Genomic DNA, 15160 nt, shown 5'->3' on the forward strand with positions numbered 1-15160 from the left:
CGGGGGAGCCCCGCATGGGGCTTGTCGGGTCGCGGCTGGAGGGGTCATCGGTGTCGGTGCAGGGGGATGGTTGGGCCGGTATCGGCTGGGACTGGAAGGACCATGACGACATCCGCCGTCGCCTCGACCGGGGCGCCGACCCGGAAGCGTGGCGCGGGCGGCGGCCCCTGCACCGTGCGGCCGTGTTCGGCTCTCCGGAGGTGGTTGCCGAGTTGGCCCGACGGGTTGCGGACGTGGACGCGCTCGAGAACGGGGTGACGGCGTTGTGGGAGGCCGTCGTGTCCAGGAAACCGGACAACGCACGGGCCCTTGCCGCCGCCGGGGCCGATCCGTGGCGGCGATCGCTCGGCGGCTGGTCGCCGGGCCGCCTGAGCCTGGCCGGGCCCACCCCGGACCTGTTCACCGTGCCGCCCGGCGAACACCTGACCGACACGGAGCGCGCGGCGGCACAGGACGCCGGCCGGCTCATCGCGGCGCTGGGCAGCTTCCACTGGGATGGCACCGGATTGGCCTGCGTGGCCGGGATCGACGCCACCGAGGCGATCCGCCGCCTCGGGGGGGCACCCGCACCGGCCGACATCGTCGACGCGGCGCTGGAGAATTCGCACACCGCCGAACGGGACGAGATCCTGCGGATCGTCGGTGTGACGTCCGTGCCGGGCGGCTGCGCAGTGACCCAACCGTGGGGATACGCGCCGAAGATGCCGGGCGTACTGACCCGGTTGTCGGTGGGAACCCTCTGCTACGGCCTCTACGCCAACCCCAAGAGCGGCAACCAGGGCGCCATCGCACGCGACGGAGCCATCGAGAGCTGGGACCTGCATCCGGGCGGCGGACCGTACGAGGACGACACCCCCGAGGAGGTCTTGACCGCCTACCTCTACCAACACCAGGCGGTGGCCTTCACCTGCGCCTTCGCGGGACTGCGCCCGACAGGGCCGCGGGCGGTCGTCGGACCCCCCGACCTGTGGGTTCGATTGCCGGAACGCAACTACTGGAAACACTGACACCGCCGAGGCCGAACAGCCTCACCGCCTGCGCGGATCGGCGTCACCGGTGGGGCCGACGCCGAAGCGTCGGGCGTCCGCGGTCCGTTGGACCCGGTCGCGTGTCGGCAGGGCCGCGATGTCGTCGCGTTGGCAGGCGTCGATCACGGCCAGCGCCTGAACCCTGGTCCAAGCCGCACACGCCTCGGCGAGTTCGGTGAACTCCGCGCCCCGATTGGGTGAGGCTCGGCGGACCGCGTCGGCGAGCAGGCTACCGGGCCGTTCGGACCAGGACCGGTCGATCCGAGTGGTGCGCACGAGCACGCCCAACCACTCCCACCGGGCCCCGGGCAACGGCGACACGCTCCGCAACTCGGCCGCCAGGAACGCTTGCAGAATGTCGCCCGGGACTATTCGGCCGGCCCTGCCGACCCGGAAGAGCAGCGCCGCAGGCATCGAAACGCTGTCCTCGTATCGAAAGAGTCGACTGGTGCCGGGCCCGTTGGACTCGGCCGGGCCGCTCGTGGGGCCGGGATCGGGCGCCATCGGACGTCTCCTCGAAGTGAAGGCCCCCGCTCCGAGGGCGTGTTCGGCCGGCTCGCCCGGCCGGCTGCGCCGCACGCGTGCCGCGACCGTCTGCACGATGATCCCGCGTTCGTCGGACACATCGAGCCCCTGAACCGATCACGGTCGGGCCGGCGCATCCCGGCGGCCGTCCGCGAGGCCGTTCTCGGGTGTGGGGATATGGTCGAGGACGCTCGGCATGCCCTCGCGTCCTGTGTGGCTGTTGCCGCCCCCGGCCGCGCCTGGCGGTTCCCGTGTCGGGCGTCCTGCCCCGGGACGTCCTCCGCGACGACCCACCCCCACTCCCCAACGGCCCCTTCCGGACCGACCGGGAAGGTTCCAGCACTCCCTGGCTGCCGGCCGTTCGCTTCCCGTGGCTGCGCGAGGCCTCCTCGCGAACCTCACGCACCACACGACCATCAGCCTCTTCCAGAGCCGGCAGGACCGACTCTCGGCAGGCGCCGACTCGCGGTGCGAACGGGGCCCGGCCGGCCCCATGCGGCTGGGATCGGGTTCAGCCCGTCTTCTTGCGCGTTCGGGCCGCAGGGCTGCTCTTCCTCGCGTCGCCCGCGGTCTTGGCCGCCGTTCCCTTCGCGGGTTTCGTGGTCTTGGGGCGGTCCTTGGCGGCGGCCTCGACGCCGGCGGTGAGTGCGGACATCAGGTCGACGACGTTGTTCGCGGTCGCGGTGCGCTCGGTGGCCTCGTCGGGGTGCGCGCCGGCGGCCTTGGCCTCGACCAGGGCGTCAAGCGCGCGTTGATAGTCGTCGTGAACATCGGAGAGTTCGAAATCCTCGCTGAGTGTGTCCATGAGCGAGGCGGCCATCTTCAATTCCTGGGGCCGGATGTCACCTCGCCCTGCAGGGCGATGCCCTCGGGGGCACGGAGTTCGTCCGGCCACAACATCGTCTGGAGGGTGAGGACGTCTCCTTGCGCGCGGACCAGGGCCAGGCTCTCGCGGGTGGACAGGGTGATCTTGGTGACCGCCGCCCGGCCCTGTCCGGCAAGGGCCTCGCGAATGAGGACGTACGGCTTGGTTCCGGTCGGCCCGGCGGGCCCGAGGTAGTAGGGCGTGGACAGGACCAGGGGGTCGATGTCGGCCTCGTCGACGAACGCGAGCACGTCGACGACCTTCTTGCTGGGCAACGGCAGCTCGGCCATGTCCTCGTCGGTGAGCACCACCTGGCGCCCGTCCGAGGACTCGTACGCCTTGGCGATCTCGGCGTAGGGGACCTCTTGGCCGTCCAGCTCGCAGACCCTGCGGTATCGGATTCGGCCGCTGTCGCTCTCGTGGACCTGATGCGCGGCGGAGCGACTCTCCGAAACAGTTGCGGGATACAACTCGACCGGGCCGACGTCAGGTCTACGTCGTCGGCCACCGGCCGGTGCACTTCCTCAAGCACAGCACCCGCAAGGCGGCCCAGACGCTGGTCAAAGGCGCACTCAGGGTCCGGGCCACACCAGGCCTCACCGCTGGCACGACCGTTGCCGAGTTCACCGCGGCCGCCCGTATCGAAGTCATCGACCTCACCGAGTGGTTTCCCGAACTCCGGTAGGCCCGTGCACGTCGCAGCGTCCAAGGGCACGCGCGGGCAGATGCACGCCGTTCGGTAGACCGATGCGGTGACGGGCTCGGTTTTCGAGGGTGCCCGGCCGCGCCGCCTCCTTCGTGCACCGCGGGGTGTCCGGCCGCTGTGGCCACCCGAACGGCCGCGCATACGGTGACGGCGCACGGCGGTTGGTGGCCTGTCCGGAGGCGGCAGGGCTGGAACCGTGGGCCGGCGGGTCTCTCACACGGTTTCGAGCGCGACCCTTTCCGCGCCGATCCGTTGGATCCGTTCCTGCCCCCACGCGGCCAGGGACTCCAGGGCGGTGTTGAGGGTCGTGCCGTGCTCGGTGAGGGTGTACTCGACCTTCGGCGGCACTACCGGGAACACCTCGCGGCGTACGAGGCCGTCCTCCTCCATCTCCCGCAGGTGTTGCACGAGCATCTTCTCGCTGACGCCCGGGAGTCCGCGCCGCAACTCGGCGAAACGGCACGTGCCGTGCTCGTGCAGTTCCCAGAGGATCAGGGACTTCCACTTGCCGGCGACGACGTCCATCGCCGCGTCGATCCCGCAGAAGTAGGGGCCCCGTCGCGCTGACGTCGCCATGCGCGCCTCCGCATCGCTCGGGCGGTACTTACTTTCAGGTGAGTACCGCACTAATTAGTCCGTACTGGTCAACTCTATTGGGTCTGAGAAGGATTGGAGTCGCAAAGGAACCTGCCGTACGACGTGAGGGAGCAGTGACATGCCGCAGATCCACGAGACCGAGGTGAGCGTTCTCGGACTGGGCGCGATGGGCAGCGCGCTGGCCGAGGCCTTGGTGAAGGCCGGGCTGCGGACCACGGTGTGGAACCGCTCGGCGGGGAAGGCGGACACGCTCGTTGCGCGGGGGGCGACCGAGGCCGCCTCTCCCGCCGAAGCGGTCCGGGCGAGCCGGCTGGTGATCGTGTGCCTCTTCGACCACGACTCGGTGCACGAGGTGCTCGACCCGCTGGTCGACGACCTGTCCGGGCGGACGTTGGTCAACCTGACCACGACCAAGCCCGAGCAGGCCAGGCAGTCGGCCGTCTGGGCGGCCGAGGCGCAGATCGCCTATCTGGACGGCGGCATCATGGCGGTGCCGTCCATGATCGGGCAGCCCGGCGCCTCGATCCTGTACAGCGGTTCGGAGAAGGCGTTCCGTGAGCACGCGGCACTGCTCGACCAGTGGGCGAGCAGCACCTACTTCGGCGAGGACGCGGGGCTGGCGTCGCTCTACGACTTCGCGTTGCTCTCGGCGATGTACGTGATGTTCGCGGGATTCATGCAGGGTGCGGCCCTGCTCGCCCCCGCGGGGGTGTCCGCAGGCCGGTTCGCGGAGATGGCCGCGCCGTGGCTGACCGCGATGACCGGCGAACTCGCCGGGTACGCGGCGGTCATCGACGGCGGCGACTACACGGTCCCGGGGCAGCAGAGCCTGACGTTCTCCAACCTCGGCCTGTTCATCGAGGCGATCGCCGAAGAGGGAGTCAGCCCCGAACCGGTCGCCATGGTCCAGCGGCTCATCCAGCAGCAGGTGGAGGCCGGCCACGGGAGTGACGGCTTCGCCCGGATCATCGAGAGCATCAAGCACCCTGCCGCGTGACCGGCGCGACCGGCCCGGGTGCTGATCTCCGCACCGTGGTCGGCGAATTCGCGGCGCGCGACCACGGGCAGGAGTACGTCGTGGGGCGGCGTCCCGACAGCCCGGTCCGGTCACCGCTTGCCGAGCGGTGGTCGGACCGGCCGACATATCACCCGGCGAACCCAGCACCCTACGCGTCGAATTGCGAATTGGCAGCCAAGATCCCACAGGGCTCGGCGTGGTTCAGGTGGAGTAGGTGCGAATCCGCCAGAGACCGAATCCGGTCAGCAGCAAAGTAAGCCCGAGGAACACCGACAGCTCGGTCCACTGGAAACGCCAATAGCGGTCGGCGGGCTGATATGTGTAGTCGAAGTGCAGGTTCTGCCGGGCGGTGCAGGCCATTGCCGCCTGCGGGTCCCTCTGCCGGCACGGTTCCGCCTGTTCGGTGGTATACGGAGTGCCGTCGGCATTGAATACCTGGCTGTCGGACGTCAGCGACCACGCGCCGGGCATCGTGTAGCCGTCGATCTCCGCGCCGCGTTCGTTGAAACCCATGAAGTCCGCTCGTGAGATCGCCTCGGCGTCGAGCTTCACGGTGCTGGTGACCGGGGTCATGAGGTGCTGCCGGGGGGGTGGGCACGAGGACCTGGATCACGGCGAACAGGGCGAGGGTGAGCGCCATGGCCGACAGCGTGCGGCGTACGAGCAGCCCGATGACTGTGCCGAGGAGGAACGCGAAGGCGGCGTACCCGATGGGGGCGATGTTGCGCGAGGCGAACGTCAGTGCGTCGAACCGTTGGCCGATCAACGAGGTACACGACGACACCCGCTGCCCGACCCTCCTCGGCTCGGACGGCGAGATCTCCTGCGAGGACGAGGCGCCGGGCCGGGGCGACACCTTCTGCCCGGCGTTCGAGCCGGAAGGCGTCGCGGTGGGTCGAATGATGTTCTTCCGTGTCCGGATCGACCGGGGGATGAACGCGTGGTGGGCGATGGAGGAGGAGTCCGCGGACCTGCACCGCATCGGCTGCGTGCTGCTCGACCAGGACAGCGGGGACTTCGGCGAGCGGGCCGACGAGTACCTGGAGTACATGGGCGTGGATCTGCTGGTCATGGACCGGGTCGTCCGGGACGAGCGGTGGCGGGGCTTCGGCCTGGGGCCGATCCTGGCCGCGGAGGCGATCGAACGACTGTCCCCGGGCACGAGAGCGGTCGCCTGCATGCCCGGAATCTCCGACCGTGAACCGGGCTGGGAGCCCGGGCAGGAGGAGAGGGACCGCGTCACGGCGCGGATCACCGCCGCGTGGGCCAGGGTCGGCTTCGAAGCCTTCGAGGACGGCGTGCACCTGATCGACCCGGCGACCGTGGCCGCCGAGGAGGCCTTGAAGGATCCACGAAACCGTGGGCTGGGATCCACCGAGCACCTCCGCAGCCCACTCGGACTGCCCCGGTCCTGTGCCGGCCGGGGGCGGCGCATGTCTGCGCCGAGTCGCCGTACCCGGTGGGCGTTTCGTCGTTTTCTGCCCGGTTCCCGGGCCTGCTGCGCCCTGATCCGCATTCGATGGCGACACGGCGCCGGGCTGGACGCTTCGAGGGGCGCGAAGCAGCGCCAGGCCCACCGACGACGCGCGGTGCGCCCTGTTCAGCTACTGACACCCCGGCCCGGACGGAGAGACCACGATCGGGACCCTCGCCCGGGCCGCCGCGCTTGACACCCCGCATGGACCCGCCCGAACAACGCCGCCGGTACAGCCGCACGACCGTTCGCCCCGGCCGACGACAAGCCCCGGGCCCCGACGCGGGCCGGCCGGGGTTCCCCGGCCCGCGCCGCCGGGCGCGGTGCTGGTCGGCCCGGACGAGCGCGAGCGCCGCGAGCTCGCCGGGAGATCATCGTCTCCGCTGCCGTCACACCGCCGTTCGTAGCGCCGTCACGGTGACGGCGCTACGAACGCGTGAACCGGGCTGGCACGGGGCCTTGTCTCGGGAGGCCGCGCACCACAGGCCACAGGCCGCGGGGCGCGAGCCGGCCGGGCGGCGGCTGGTTGAGGGTGGGCTCCACGGTCTCGACCACGAAGCCGCCGCTCTGGCTGTCGTGGCTCGTGTTGGCACGGAGTGCTTCGTCTCAGAGGACGGTTCGTGAATTGATGTCCGTTTCAGGGTGAGGCTGGAGCGGGGCTGGTGGTTCCGGGGTCTGTCGGCTGCTGCTTCGTGGCGAAGCTGCCGGTGTCGACTTCGGTGAGGAGGCCGAGCTTGACCAGGCGTTTCAGCTTGGCGCGGGTGCCTTCGATGTTCTTCGGGAGGGGTTCGTGGTCGAGTGCTTCGCAGACGTCTCGGGCTCGCAGTGGGCTGTCGGCGTCGTTGCAGACGTTGAGGATGCGGGGGTAGTCCGGGTGGTCGGGCAGGTCGGGTGAGGCGCTCTGTGTGGGGATCCGGTCGGCGAGGGCGGTGACGGTCCTGCGGGTGATCGCGAGGTGTTCGAGGTGGGTCTCGGCGTCCCTCAGCCGGCTCTGCAAGTGTGTGATCCGGGTGCGTAGTTCGTCGGCGAGTGCGCGGGCGGCGTCCTCCTGGAGGCCGAGTGCGTCGAGCAGGGGCTCGATGTTCACGCTGCCACCGCCTTCGGTTCGCGCCAGGTGGGGGTGTTCGTGCCGGTGAGGCGGCGGGCCATGACGTGGGTCATCGCCCAGTGGACGCGGGAGGCGGAGGAGGCGGGGCGGTGCTCGTAGTCGCGGACCAGGCGCCGGTGCAGCATCAGGATCGCGTAGGTCTGCTCGACCCTCCAGCGCTTGGGCAGCGGGACGAACCCCTTCTGCTGCGGGTTGCGTTCGACGATCTCGACGTCGATGCCCGGGCCGGCGCCGTGCGCGACGGAAGCCCCATGGCCACGCGGGAGACCAGCTCCATCCTGGGGGGACCTTGGGACCCGATTGTCGATGCACACCCAGAGGTCGAGTATCTGCAACGTACATACCTGTTTGCTGTTGTACTGCGTCAAACAGGCTCACTGTCGCAGTTGGAGGCAGCGGATGCTGCCAGGATCTTGGCATCCGCGTCCCCGGACACCGTCGTGCACAACCCGTTTTCCCACCACGAAGGCCCGCTCCGCCTTGCCGTACTCGATCTCGGCGCCCACTGAACCCTGTGCTCGACCAACAGCCCTCACAAGAGCGGGCGGAGACGGCTCGGGGCCGCGGCACCGACCAAGAGGACGGACCTCGCCACGCCGCCGTCGATCACGGCCCCGAGTCGCAGCACCACGCGGCAGACTCCGTATTTGCCGGCTGCTGCCTCTTGTCCGGGCCCGATCCGGGCCCGCGTCGACGTACGACCTGTCCTGTGACGCGCGTCGGACTGCGCAGCACCACAGAGGCGGGTCGGGGCGTGCGGGCGGGGCCTTGGTCGTGGTCGATGGTGTGGGGATCAGCCGAGGGCTGATACCGGTGTGGGGAGGACGAAGCGGCGGCCGGTGTCGGGGTCGCCTTCCCACACGTACTGCTCGTCCCGGCCGATGGTGATGCCGTGGTCCCAGCGGCTGACCTGTCCGTGTGCGGTCCACGCGTCCCAGGCGGTTTCGACCGCGTCGAACAGGCGGCGGGGTCCGCCTTGTTCGCTACGGGCGCTGCCGTCGGGCTCGGTGGTGACGACGGCCCAGGAGGAGGTGCCGTCGTGGATCCAGGCGTTGACGCCGTCCTGGTCGGTGTCGGTGGTGTAGACGATGTCGGGCAGGGCCATGCGCAGCGCCCAGAGCAGGTTCACGTCGGTGTGCAGGGGAGTGATGTCGCGGTCGACGCCCCGCTTGTCGTCGGGCGCGCGGCCGGCGCGGACCTGCGTGTAGGAGCGGACGGTGGCGGCGGGCGCCGGTGTATCGCGTGCGTTCATGAATTGGGCCAGGCCGTGCATCCAGCCGTCTGCGGTGGTCGTCGGCGACGGTGACGGCGAAGTGCCCCATGCGCCCGAGAGGGAAGACCAGGTCGCCGCCGGGGACGGTCTGCTCGACCCAGGCCCAGGGGACGTGGTCGACGGCGTAGGTGGCGATCACCCGATCGTACGGGGCCGTTGCGGGCCGGCCGAGGTTGCCGTCGCCGACCGCGACGTTGACGCGCATCTCGGCACGCCCCAGCCTCCCGGCCGCCGCTTCGGCGAGTTCCGGTGAGGCCTCCACGCTGGTGACTCGCTCGGAGGTGCCGACGCGGTGGGCGATCAGTGCCGCGTTCCAGCCGGTCCCGGTGCCCAGCTCCAGGACGCGGTGTCCGGGTTCGACGTCGAGGGAGTCGAGCATGGTCGCCACGACCGTGGGGGCGGACAGGGACGACGACGGGATGCCGTCGGTGACCTCGGTGACGGCCGCGTCGTCGGGCCCGGCGTAGACGAGTTCGGCCCACCGGTCCGGGCTCGCGCCGCGGTCGACGGGTACGTACGTGCTCCCGTCCCAGTCCCACAGGCGCTCGGGCGCGAACGCGTGGCGGGGCAGCGCGTCGAACGTGGCGCGCACCCACGGGGCGTCCTCGGGCCACGCCCCGCGTGCGCGCATCGCCTCGTCCAGCGCGCGGCGGCGTTCCTCGAGGGCGCCGGTCATCTACTTGGGGTCCTTCTTGTGGCGGCCGTCCAGGGTCGGCTCCGGAGTGGGCTGGCCGTCCTTGTTGCCCGGCGGGGGGTTGCCCTTGGACGGGTCGGGAGCCGGTTTGTTGTGCTCGCCCATGGTGGTGGTCACCTCTTTGGGTCGTCACGGTCCGAAACCTCATGATGACGGAACCCAGGGCGGGAGGGGAACGGTTGACGACGACCGAAGGCCATAGCTCAGCCGGCGGTATCGGTCTGCGTCGGTGTGTCTGTTGCCTGGGCGGCCTTGCGCTCGTTTCGTCTGGCCCTTGTTCCGTTGCCGGTTTGTGCGGCCGGGTCGGGTTCCGGGCCTGGGTCCTTGGCGGGGATCTTCGTCACGGCCAGGCCGGCCGCGCGTCCGCGCGTGTGCTGTCCGGTGTCGCAGGTCAGTAGTCGGACCTCGCGGGCGGCCAGGGACTGGATGGCGACCGTCCGGTCGATGATTTCGTCGTCGACGATGGGCAGGCGTCTGTGGCCGGGCGGGTCCAGGACGATTTCGACGCTCACGTCGCTGCGGATCGGAATGCCCGAAACGGCGCGGTCCCGGGGCAAGGTGCCGCACGTGGACCCGCGTAGGCGTTCGTCCAGCAGGCCGAGGGTGTGTGACGCGCGCCAGCGGCCCGGTTGCTTGCCGGACTCCTTGAGACCGTCGAGCTCGTCGACGACCGCGATCGGGAACAGCAGATGAATACTCGCGTGATCGGGCAGATCCAGGATCTTGTGCAGGTCGGCGTCGGCGAGCTTTTCGGGGTTGTGGCAGTAGAAGCTGGAGTCGGCGACCACGAACGCCTCCGGCCCGTTCCACAGGCCTATCCGCGCTTCCAACGCCTGCCCGGCGGTCTCGAAAGCGCGAACGCGTTCGGAGAGTTCGAGATCCACCAAGGCGTTGACGAGACGCTGTTGGGAGCTTCCGGCGAGGGTGCCGCAACTGCCCAGGAGGGCCTGGTGGCGGGACGTCAGGACGAGATGGTCGATGTCCGCGTCACTGATCTGGTGGCGCAGGCTGCCGGCTGTTTCGGTCGCCCATTCGAGGTAGCGCAGAAGCCGGTCGTAGGCGGTGTCCGCGGAGGCGCCGCGAAGGTTGCCGGCCGCGTGGAGGGCATGACGGAGTGCTTCACGGATGTTTCTGCGGTCGGCTCCCGGCCGGGGCGTGATGAGCATGCGCCGATCGTGCCGGCAAGCCGGGGCGGGCGGGCCGTCTTTCGTGATCGGGACGAATCGGCCTCTGCGTCACCCCACCGCAGCTCGTTCGGTGCAAGCATTCCGAGGGTCGCCCACCCACGACCGATGACGACGCCAGGGGCCCCGGGGGACGTTCCACCGTGCGAGTCGGTTCCCGGCGGAGCCGACAGGCGAGTCCGTGAACGCGCCGATCGGCGTAGTCGAACACCGAGCGCCGTGCTCGAGAGCCTCGTTTCCCCTGTCGCGTCCGACGCGCCCTCATGACCACATCGGCTTGGTGGCGCCTGCCGTTCGTCTGCTTGAGCGGCACCGAGCGGCTGCTGTCGCCGTTGCGGACGGTGCAGGCGCGCACGGCTTCTCCACGTATCGGTCGGTGCCGGTTTCGGCTGGCAGGAGCGATGACGAGGCCGCAGAGCGGTCCGGGTCGTGTCCCGGCGGGGCTTCAGTTGCGCGAGGTCGGGCACTGAATGGAATTGGCGGCCCGCCCCGTTCTAGGCACACGGCCACCAGGCATCGATGTGATCGATCCGGATTCGCACCTTCTGCTGCCTGGCATCCCCGATCCCCACGTCCGGATCCGTGTGCATGTGCAGGTATGCGCTCGCATCGTCCTCGGCGCTGTGGTTCTCGTCTCGTATTTCTGCTTCTGCGTCGGGGAGGACAGAGCCTTGTCCACAAAAGCGCCGACGGCGATCACTCATGAACGATCGAGGCCAACACGGAGAACACAAAGACGGGCTTCTATTTCTCGTCCCGTGCCTTCCCCAACTCAACCTGAGCCTTTCGCAGGGACCGTCGATTCATCTCAATCCCCTGAATTCCGCCCCACAGGAAGAAGCCAGCGAACCCAACACACGCAAGGGCGAAGATTCCGTTCAGCCAGACATCGACCCCTTTGGAGTCCTCCATGCCCGTAATCGCGGGCGGAATGAAACTCAGCACGACCCCGAGAGGATGATTGACACGAGGGCGTGTCCGCGCTGCTCCTTCTTGTGGTGGAGGATGCGCCCTTCGAGGCTGTCGTCGGTCTTCTTCGCAAGAAGAGAAGAAAACCGGAACAGCACCGGAAGCAACATGTAGATCACGAGCAGGGCCAGATAGTAGATTGTATAGAATTCTGTCATTTCGAATCACTCCTCGGCATGTCCTCATTCGACCTCATGACGCAGGTCGCGGAGTTCTCGCGGTGGAAGGCCCACGGTTCGTGCGCTGTCGGCGGTGGTCGTGCGGCGGGGTGCGGACCGGGCGGGGACGGCACCGGCTCTTGACGAGCCGTGCCACGATCAGCGGTGTGGCGGTGGGTGAAGGAGATCGGGTACGGGCCGTGCCGGCCTTTGCCCACCGCGCCCCGGGGGATAGCTGACCTGCCGGCGGTCGAAGTCGATGTGGAAGTCGTCCCGGCCAAGGCCCTCGATTGTGCGGTGCCGGCGGAATGGGGCTGCCGGGCAGCGGCCCGCCAGCGGTGACCCGGTGTTCACGGGAGGCTCGTTCCGGGTGGGCCAGGGATGTGTCGCCGCCGTTGGTGGGCACCTGCGACCTGCCCGGTGAACTCGTCCGACTCCTGGGCCGAGACCTGGTCGAGCGCGCGGCCACCACCGCCGACGCGCGCGCCTTCCGACGCCACGCCACCGCCCGTGAGCACGCAGGCAGGGAGATCGCACGCCGAAGGGACACCTAGAACCGACGCGCGCCTTCCGGCGACCCGCCACCACCCGTGAACACGCCGGGAGGGAGATCGCACGCCGAAGGGACACCCGGGTTCGTGTCGTCGTGGCATGCGGCGGTCGCGGCCGGCGGCGAGCGGCTGCCGCAGCCGACGGGCCACGGCCGCCTGCGTGCGGAGGCCGGGGGAGCAGGGTTCCGCCCGGCCCGAACCCGCGGCCGTGCCGGGGGGTTTCCTACCGCGTCGTCGTATGCGTGGGGTCGAGGCGTCGATCGTTGCCACGTGGGCGCCCGGGACGACCGGCTGGTTCAGGGGGAGACACCGGTGAACAGGCCACGTCCGGCCTTGGCGGCCCGTCCGGCCTTGACCAGGCCCTCGGCGGAGATCCGCACGCTCTCCATGCGGCTCTTGGTGGCCCTCTCGCCCAGGGCCTCGGAGAGTCGGCGTACGTTCACCGGCTCCGCGGTCCGGGCCAGGAGCGTGGCGATCTCCTCGCGCAGCCCGCCGCGAACCCGGCGCGCGCCCGACGGCGCGGTCGGCCCCGGGACGCGCGTCGAGGAAACCGTCGCCGAGGGGACCGCGGCTCGCGCGGGCGTACGCCGCCGGGTGGTCTCGGGCCGGGAGCCGTCGGGCCGGGGGTTGTCGGTGGACGCATGCTCGCCGGGGGCCTTGCCCGGATCCCCCGCAGGGGCGTCGTCGACGATCCGTGGCCGCACCGTCCGCGCGCGGGAACGGGGCGGGAGCGCGAGGGGGCGGATCAAGGCCAGCGCGGCGACCGCGTTGCGTCGGGCCTCCAGTTGCCGTTCGACCTCGGCGAGTTCCCTCTCCAGGCACTCGCGACGCTCGGCCAGTTTCTCGACCTCGAACTCCAACGCCACACGCACTTCCCGAACCGACGACGGCATCCGACGACTCCTTCGCTCGACGTTCCGTAAGACCGGGGCGGGATTCGCCCGGAATGCGCACATGATCGCCGTTCACGGCGGTGCCTCGTGGGGGAACGGCCGATTTCGACGAGGCCGGGCCCACCATCGCGCCCGGCCCTCACCGGGTCGTTCGGAACCCGGGCCCGCACGACGCGCCGGCGCGGGCACGCGGGAGCCCGACAGCATGCGGGAGCGCGACATCGGAGCACCGGACACCGGAGCACCGGAGCAGGTCCGATTTCCCGTTCCCGCCCGCTATTCGGCGAGAGCAATCCATGATGTGAGGGTGATCGACCGTCGAGGGCCGCCAGGGACCTCCGACCGCCGTGGCGCGTTCGGCACGGTCACCTCCTCGGGTGACGAACAGCCGACACGCACGCATCCGCGAGGTCGGTCACGGGACCAACTCCCGCCCCCGCCACCCGAATACCGGACACGACACCCCGACACCCCGAGAGCGAGACCTCCCGATGTCCGACGGACGCCCCTCCGCCACACCCGCCGACCTCGCGGCTTTCAAACAGGGCCTCGCATCCCACGGCACGCCCCACCCCACGGTCGGTGGCCGGCCCAAGACACAGGACCGCGCCCTCTATACCCATGCCCACATGGGGCGGATCCGCTCCGCCGCCCAGCGCCGCGCCCACGAGGGCGATCCGGACGCCTTCGACAAGCTCGCGGAACTCGCCGAGGACGAGGACTGGGACGGCCGCGACCCGAACTTCTCCGGCGAACAGCGGATCCTGCGCAACTACGTCGAGTGGACCTTCGAGCGCGCCCACCTCCAGGGCAAGGTCCTCACCGCCCCCGACGAACGCCACAGCACGTTCAACACCGGCCTGGCCACCAAGGAACAGGAGGACATCTACGGGCTCTTCGAACCCAACCGCAACGAAGGCCGTCAGCCCTGGTTCCATCGGGGCTGGCGCGTGGGCAGCGACCGCGACTTCCTGCGGAACTTCCCCACCCCACCGGAGCCCGCCACGTACACCGACACTCCCGCCGTCTACTACTACGACTGGAACCGGGAACTGAAAGTGAACGCACGCCACATCGTGGAGGACAACCTCGACAGGTTCCCCCCATCCCTGCAATCGGACCCCTACCGGCTGGAACTGTGCCTGAACGGCGCCGTGGAGCGGGCCACGAAGCTGGTACGGCGCAACTACAAGGCCGCCGTTCCGATGTGGTACCCCAAGGCCGACGAAGTCCAGCTGCTGCTGCCGCTCTCGCTCACCCACCCCCGAATCGTGGATCTCGCACTGGTCGTCTCCCGCCACGGCGAGCACTATCGCGGGAACACCGTTCTCACCATGGGCATGGCCTACAGCCACGCCCGGCTCCTGGCCCGCCCGGACGGGGACTGGCTCCAGCCCGTGGCGGACTCCTCGGACACACCGGATACCGGCGAGCATCCGGCGGCATGACCTCGGTGCGACCGCGAAAGGGACGCTCTCGCGTCACCCGGCCGCGGATCGCGGTGTCCACACGCCACAACAACCTCGGACCCGCCCCACCCCGCCTCGGCCCCCGTCGACGTGCGCGGTGGCCGTTCCAGGACGCGAGTCGACGCCGCGTCCACGGCGATGCGATTCCCGGATCCGCCGCGGCTCGCCACGCGGCAGGTCGCCGACTGCGGCCGTGAGTCGGTGGTCGCCGACGCGCCTTCGTCCCGCGACGATCCGCATGTGCGGGCCGCGGCGCGGGCGACCTGCGGGGGCGTTCGAACGACGCTTCCGGCCGGTCCGCACAGCCGCCTGCCGACCGCGCCTGCGAAGTTCGCGAAGCAACGCGCCGCCACGACCGAAAGCACACCGTGGATGCGTCCGCGCGTTCGGCTCGACAGACGGTCGTCCGGGCGAGACGAGACGCCGTTCACGGATCCCGGAGGATCGACCCCCCTCCAGGTCGCGCCGAGCCGTTCGACTGACGCCGTCGGTCGAACAAACGTCAGAACCGCGGCGCGGGTGGGTACGGCTCCCGTATCCCATGGCGATCGACGGCCCCGTTCCTCCCCCCCCCCGGGAAGCCCGCGTCGGTCCCGTGCACGACGTCGACGTCACCGCGCGGCGGCCGACGGCGGCGAGGCGGCAATC

17 protein-coding genes and 2 pseudogenes are annotated in these 15160 nt (G+C 70.1%); 6 read left to right on the forward strand and 13 right to left on the reverse strand.

Annotated elements, in window-relative coordinates; translation table 11 throughout:
* The first annotated feature begins 14 nt into the window (after positions 1-14).
* On the forward strand, positions 15-1007 hold the full coding sequence (locus ACZOOI_RS45020) for an ankyrin repeat domain-containing protein (RefSeq protein WP_465282604.1): 993 nt from the start codon (positions 15-17) through the stop codon (positions 1005-1007).
* A gap of 21 nt (positions 1008-1028) precedes the next feature.
* Here ACZOOI_RS45020 and ACZOOI_RS45025 read toward each other — a convergent pair whose 3' ends face one another.
* The 3 genes from ACZOOI_RS45025 to ku form a co-directional block, all read right to left on the reverse strand.
* Positions 1029-1532, reverse strand: a complete 504-nt coding sequence (locus ACZOOI_RS45025; protein ID WP_465282605.1) for a hypothetical protein — start codon at positions 1530-1532, stop codon at positions 1029-1031.
* A 532-nt stretch (positions 1533-2064) separates the two neighbouring features.
* Entirely contained in the window at positions 2065-2373 is a 309-nt protein-coding gene (locus tag ACZOOI_RS45030; RefSeq protein WP_465282606.1) for a hypothetical protein, read from the reverse strand.
* Between the two features lie 2 nt (positions 2374-2375).
* Positions 2376-2888, reverse strand: a complete 513-nt coding sequence (gene ku / locus ACZOOI_RS45035; RefSeq protein WP_465282607.1) for a non-homologous end joining protein Ku — start codon at positions 2886-2888, stop codon at positions 2376-2378.
* 44 nt (positions 2889-2932) lie between these two features.
* On the opposite strand from ku, the gene ACZOOI_RS45040 reads away from it, so the two are divergent.
* Positions 2933-3103: a hypothetical protein gene (locus ACZOOI_RS45040; protein ID WP_465282608.1), complete on the forward strand. Its 171-nt coding sequence runs from the start codon at positions 2933-2935 to the stop codon at positions 3101-3103.
* 234 nt (positions 3104-3337) lie between these two features.
* Here the strand turns inward: ACZOOI_RS45040 and ACZOOI_RS45045 are convergent, their stop codons facing one another.
* Positions 3338-3700, reverse strand: coding sequence for a winged helix-turn-helix transcriptional regulator (locus ACZOOI_RS45045; protein ID WP_465282609.1), 363 nt, complete (start codon positions 3698-3700; stop codon positions 3338-3340).
* A gap of 139 nt (positions 3701-3839) precedes the next feature.
* Between ACZOOI_RS45045 and ACZOOI_RS45050 the strand changes: the two genes are divergently transcribed.
* Complete coding sequence (locus tag ACZOOI_RS45050) at positions 3840-4718, forward strand: NAD(P)-dependent oxidoreductase (RefSeq protein WP_465282610.1); 879 nt, start codon at positions 3840-3842, stop codon at positions 4716-4718.
* Positions 4719-4940: 222 nt separating this feature from the next.
* On the opposite strand, the gene ACZOOI_RS45055 is transcribed toward ACZOOI_RS45050, so the two are convergent.
* Positions 4941-5312 carry a hypothetical protein gene (locus tag ACZOOI_RS45055; RefSeq protein WP_465282611.1) on the reverse strand — a complete coding sequence of 124 codons (372 nt, stop codon included), beginning with the start codon at positions 5310-5312 and terminating at the stop codon, positions 4941-4943.
* A gap of 98 nt (positions 5313-5410) precedes the next feature.
* Here ACZOOI_RS45055 and ACZOOI_RS45060 point away from each other — a divergent pair, with 98 nt between their 5' ends.
* Entirely contained in the window at positions 5411-6409 is a 999-nt protein-coding gene (locus tag ACZOOI_RS45060; protein ID WP_465282612.1) for a hypothetical protein, read from the forward strand.
* Positions 6410-6850: 441 nt separating this feature from the next.
* On the opposite strand, the gene ACZOOI_RS45065 is transcribed toward ACZOOI_RS45060, so the two are convergent.
* From ACZOOI_RS45065 to ACZOOI_RS45095, 7 genes and pseudogenes are all read right to left on the reverse strand, one after another.
* Positions 6851-7300, reverse strand: a complete 450-nt coding sequence (locus ACZOOI_RS45065; protein ID WP_465282613.1) for a hypothetical protein — start codon at positions 7298-7300, stop codon at positions 6851-6853.
* Positions 7297-7563, reverse strand: a pseudogene (locus ACZOOI_RS45070) (IS5/IS1182 family transposase); the annotation flags it as partial. The gene ACZOOI_RS45065 and the pseudogene ACZOOI_RS45070, both read right to left, overlap by 4 nt.
* A 551-nt stretch (positions 7564-8114) precedes the next feature.
* Entirely contained in the window at positions 8115-8573 is a 459-nt protein-coding gene (locus ACZOOI_RS45075) for a hypothetical protein (protein WP_465284217.1), read from the reverse strand.
* Positions 8574-8685: 112 nt separating this feature from the next.
* Positions 8686-8973, reverse strand: a pseudogene (locus ACZOOI_RS45080) (protein-L-isoaspartate O-methyltransferase family protein); the annotation flags it as partial.
* 297 nt (positions 8974-9270) lie between these two features.
* On the reverse strand, positions 9271-9393 hold the full coding sequence (locus ACZOOI_RS45085) for a hypothetical protein (protein ID WP_465282614.1): 123 nt from the start codon (positions 9391-9393) through the stop codon (positions 9271-9273).
* A 98-nt stretch (positions 9394-9491) separates the two neighbouring features.
* Positions 9492-10454, reverse strand: coding sequence for a PIN domain-containing protein (locus ACZOOI_RS45090; protein ID WP_465282615.1), 963 nt, complete (start codon positions 10452-10454; stop codon positions 9492-9494).
* Positions 10455-11410: 956 nt separating this feature from the next.
* The gene (locus ACZOOI_RS45095; protein WP_465282616.1) at positions 11411-11599 is read right to left on the reverse strand and encodes a hypothetical protein; all 189 of its coding nucleotides are present in this window, start codon (positions 11597-11599) and stop codon (positions 11411-11413) included.
* Between the two features lie 383 nt (positions 11600-11982).
* Between ACZOOI_RS45095 and ACZOOI_RS45100 the strand changes: the two genes are divergently transcribed.
* Complete coding sequence (locus ACZOOI_RS45100; protein WP_465282617.1) at positions 11983-12153, forward strand: hypothetical protein; 171 nt, start codon at positions 11983-11985, stop codon at positions 12151-12153.
* A gap of 293 nt (positions 12154-12446) precedes the next feature.
* On the opposite strand, the gene ACZOOI_RS45105 is transcribed toward ACZOOI_RS45100, so the two are convergent.
* Positions 12447-13043 (reverse strand): hypothetical protein, encoded by a 597-nt coding sequence (locus ACZOOI_RS45105; RefSeq protein ID WP_465282618.1) that lies wholly within the window; start codon positions 13041-13043, stop codon positions 12447-12449.
* 629 nt (positions 13044-13672) lie between these two features.
* Between ACZOOI_RS45105 and ACZOOI_RS45110 the strand changes: the two genes are divergently transcribed.
* Positions 13673-14491 (forward strand): DUF3825 domain-containing protein, encoded by an 819-nt coding sequence (locus ACZOOI_RS45110; RefSeq protein ID WP_465282619.1) that lies wholly within the window; start codon positions 13673-13675, stop codon positions 14489-14491.
* Positions 14492-15160 lie beyond the last annotated feature (669 nt).

This window comes from Embleya sp. L77 (assembly GCF_055557415.1).

Coding starts and splice junctions, on each gene's coding strand:
- ACZOOI_RS45020 (WP_465282604.1), top strand. CDS start 15: ATGGGGCTTGTCGGGTCGCGGCTGGAGGGGTCATCGGTGTCGGTGCAG.
- ACZOOI_RS45025 (WP_465282605.1), bottom strand. CDS start 1,532: ATGGCGCCCGATCCCGGCCCCACGAGCGGCCCGGCCGAGTCCAACGGG.
- ACZOOI_RS45030 (WP_465282606.1), bottom strand. CDS start 2,373: ATGGCCGCCTCGCTCATGGACACACTCAGCGAGGATTTCGAACTCTCC.
- ACZOOI_RS45045 (WP_465282609.1), bottom strand. CDS start 3,700: ATGGCGACGTCAGCGCGACGGGGCCCCTACTTCTGCGGGATCGACGCG.
- ACZOOI_RS45050 (WP_465282610.1), top strand. CDS start 3,840: ATGCCGCAGATCCACGAGACCGAGGTGAGCGTTCTCGGACTGGGCGCG.
- ACZOOI_RS45055 (WP_465282611.1), bottom strand. CDS start 5,312: ATGACCCCGGTCACCAGCACCGTGAAGCTCGACGCCGAGGCGATCTCA.
- ACZOOI_RS45060 (WP_465282612.1), top strand. CDS start 5,411: ATGACTGTGCCGAGGAGGAACGCGAAGGCGGCGTACCCGATGGGGGCG.
- ACZOOI_RS45075 (WP_465284217.1), bottom strand. CDS start 8,573: ATGAACGCACGCGATACACCGGCGCCCGCCGCCACCGTCCGCTCCTAC.
- ACZOOI_RS45085 (WP_465282614.1), bottom strand. CDS start 9,393: ATGGGCGAGCACAACAAACCGGCTCCCGACCCGTCCAAGGGCAACCCC.
- ACZOOI_RS45090 (WP_465282615.1), bottom strand. CDS start 10,454: ATGCTCATCACGCCCCGGCCGGGAGCCGACCGCAGAAACATCCGTGAA.
- ACZOOI_RS45095 (WP_465282616.1), bottom strand. CDS start 11,599: ATGACAGAATTCTATACAATCTACTATCTGGCCCTGCTCGTGATCTAC.
- ACZOOI_RS45105 (WP_465282618.1), bottom strand. CDS start 13,043: ATGCCGTCGTCGGTTCGGGAAGTGCGTGTGGCGTTGGAGTTCGAGGTC.
- ACZOOI_RS45110 (WP_465282619.1), top strand. CDS start 13,673: ATGGGGCGGATCCGCTCCGCCGCCCAGCGCCGCGCCCACGAGGGCGAT.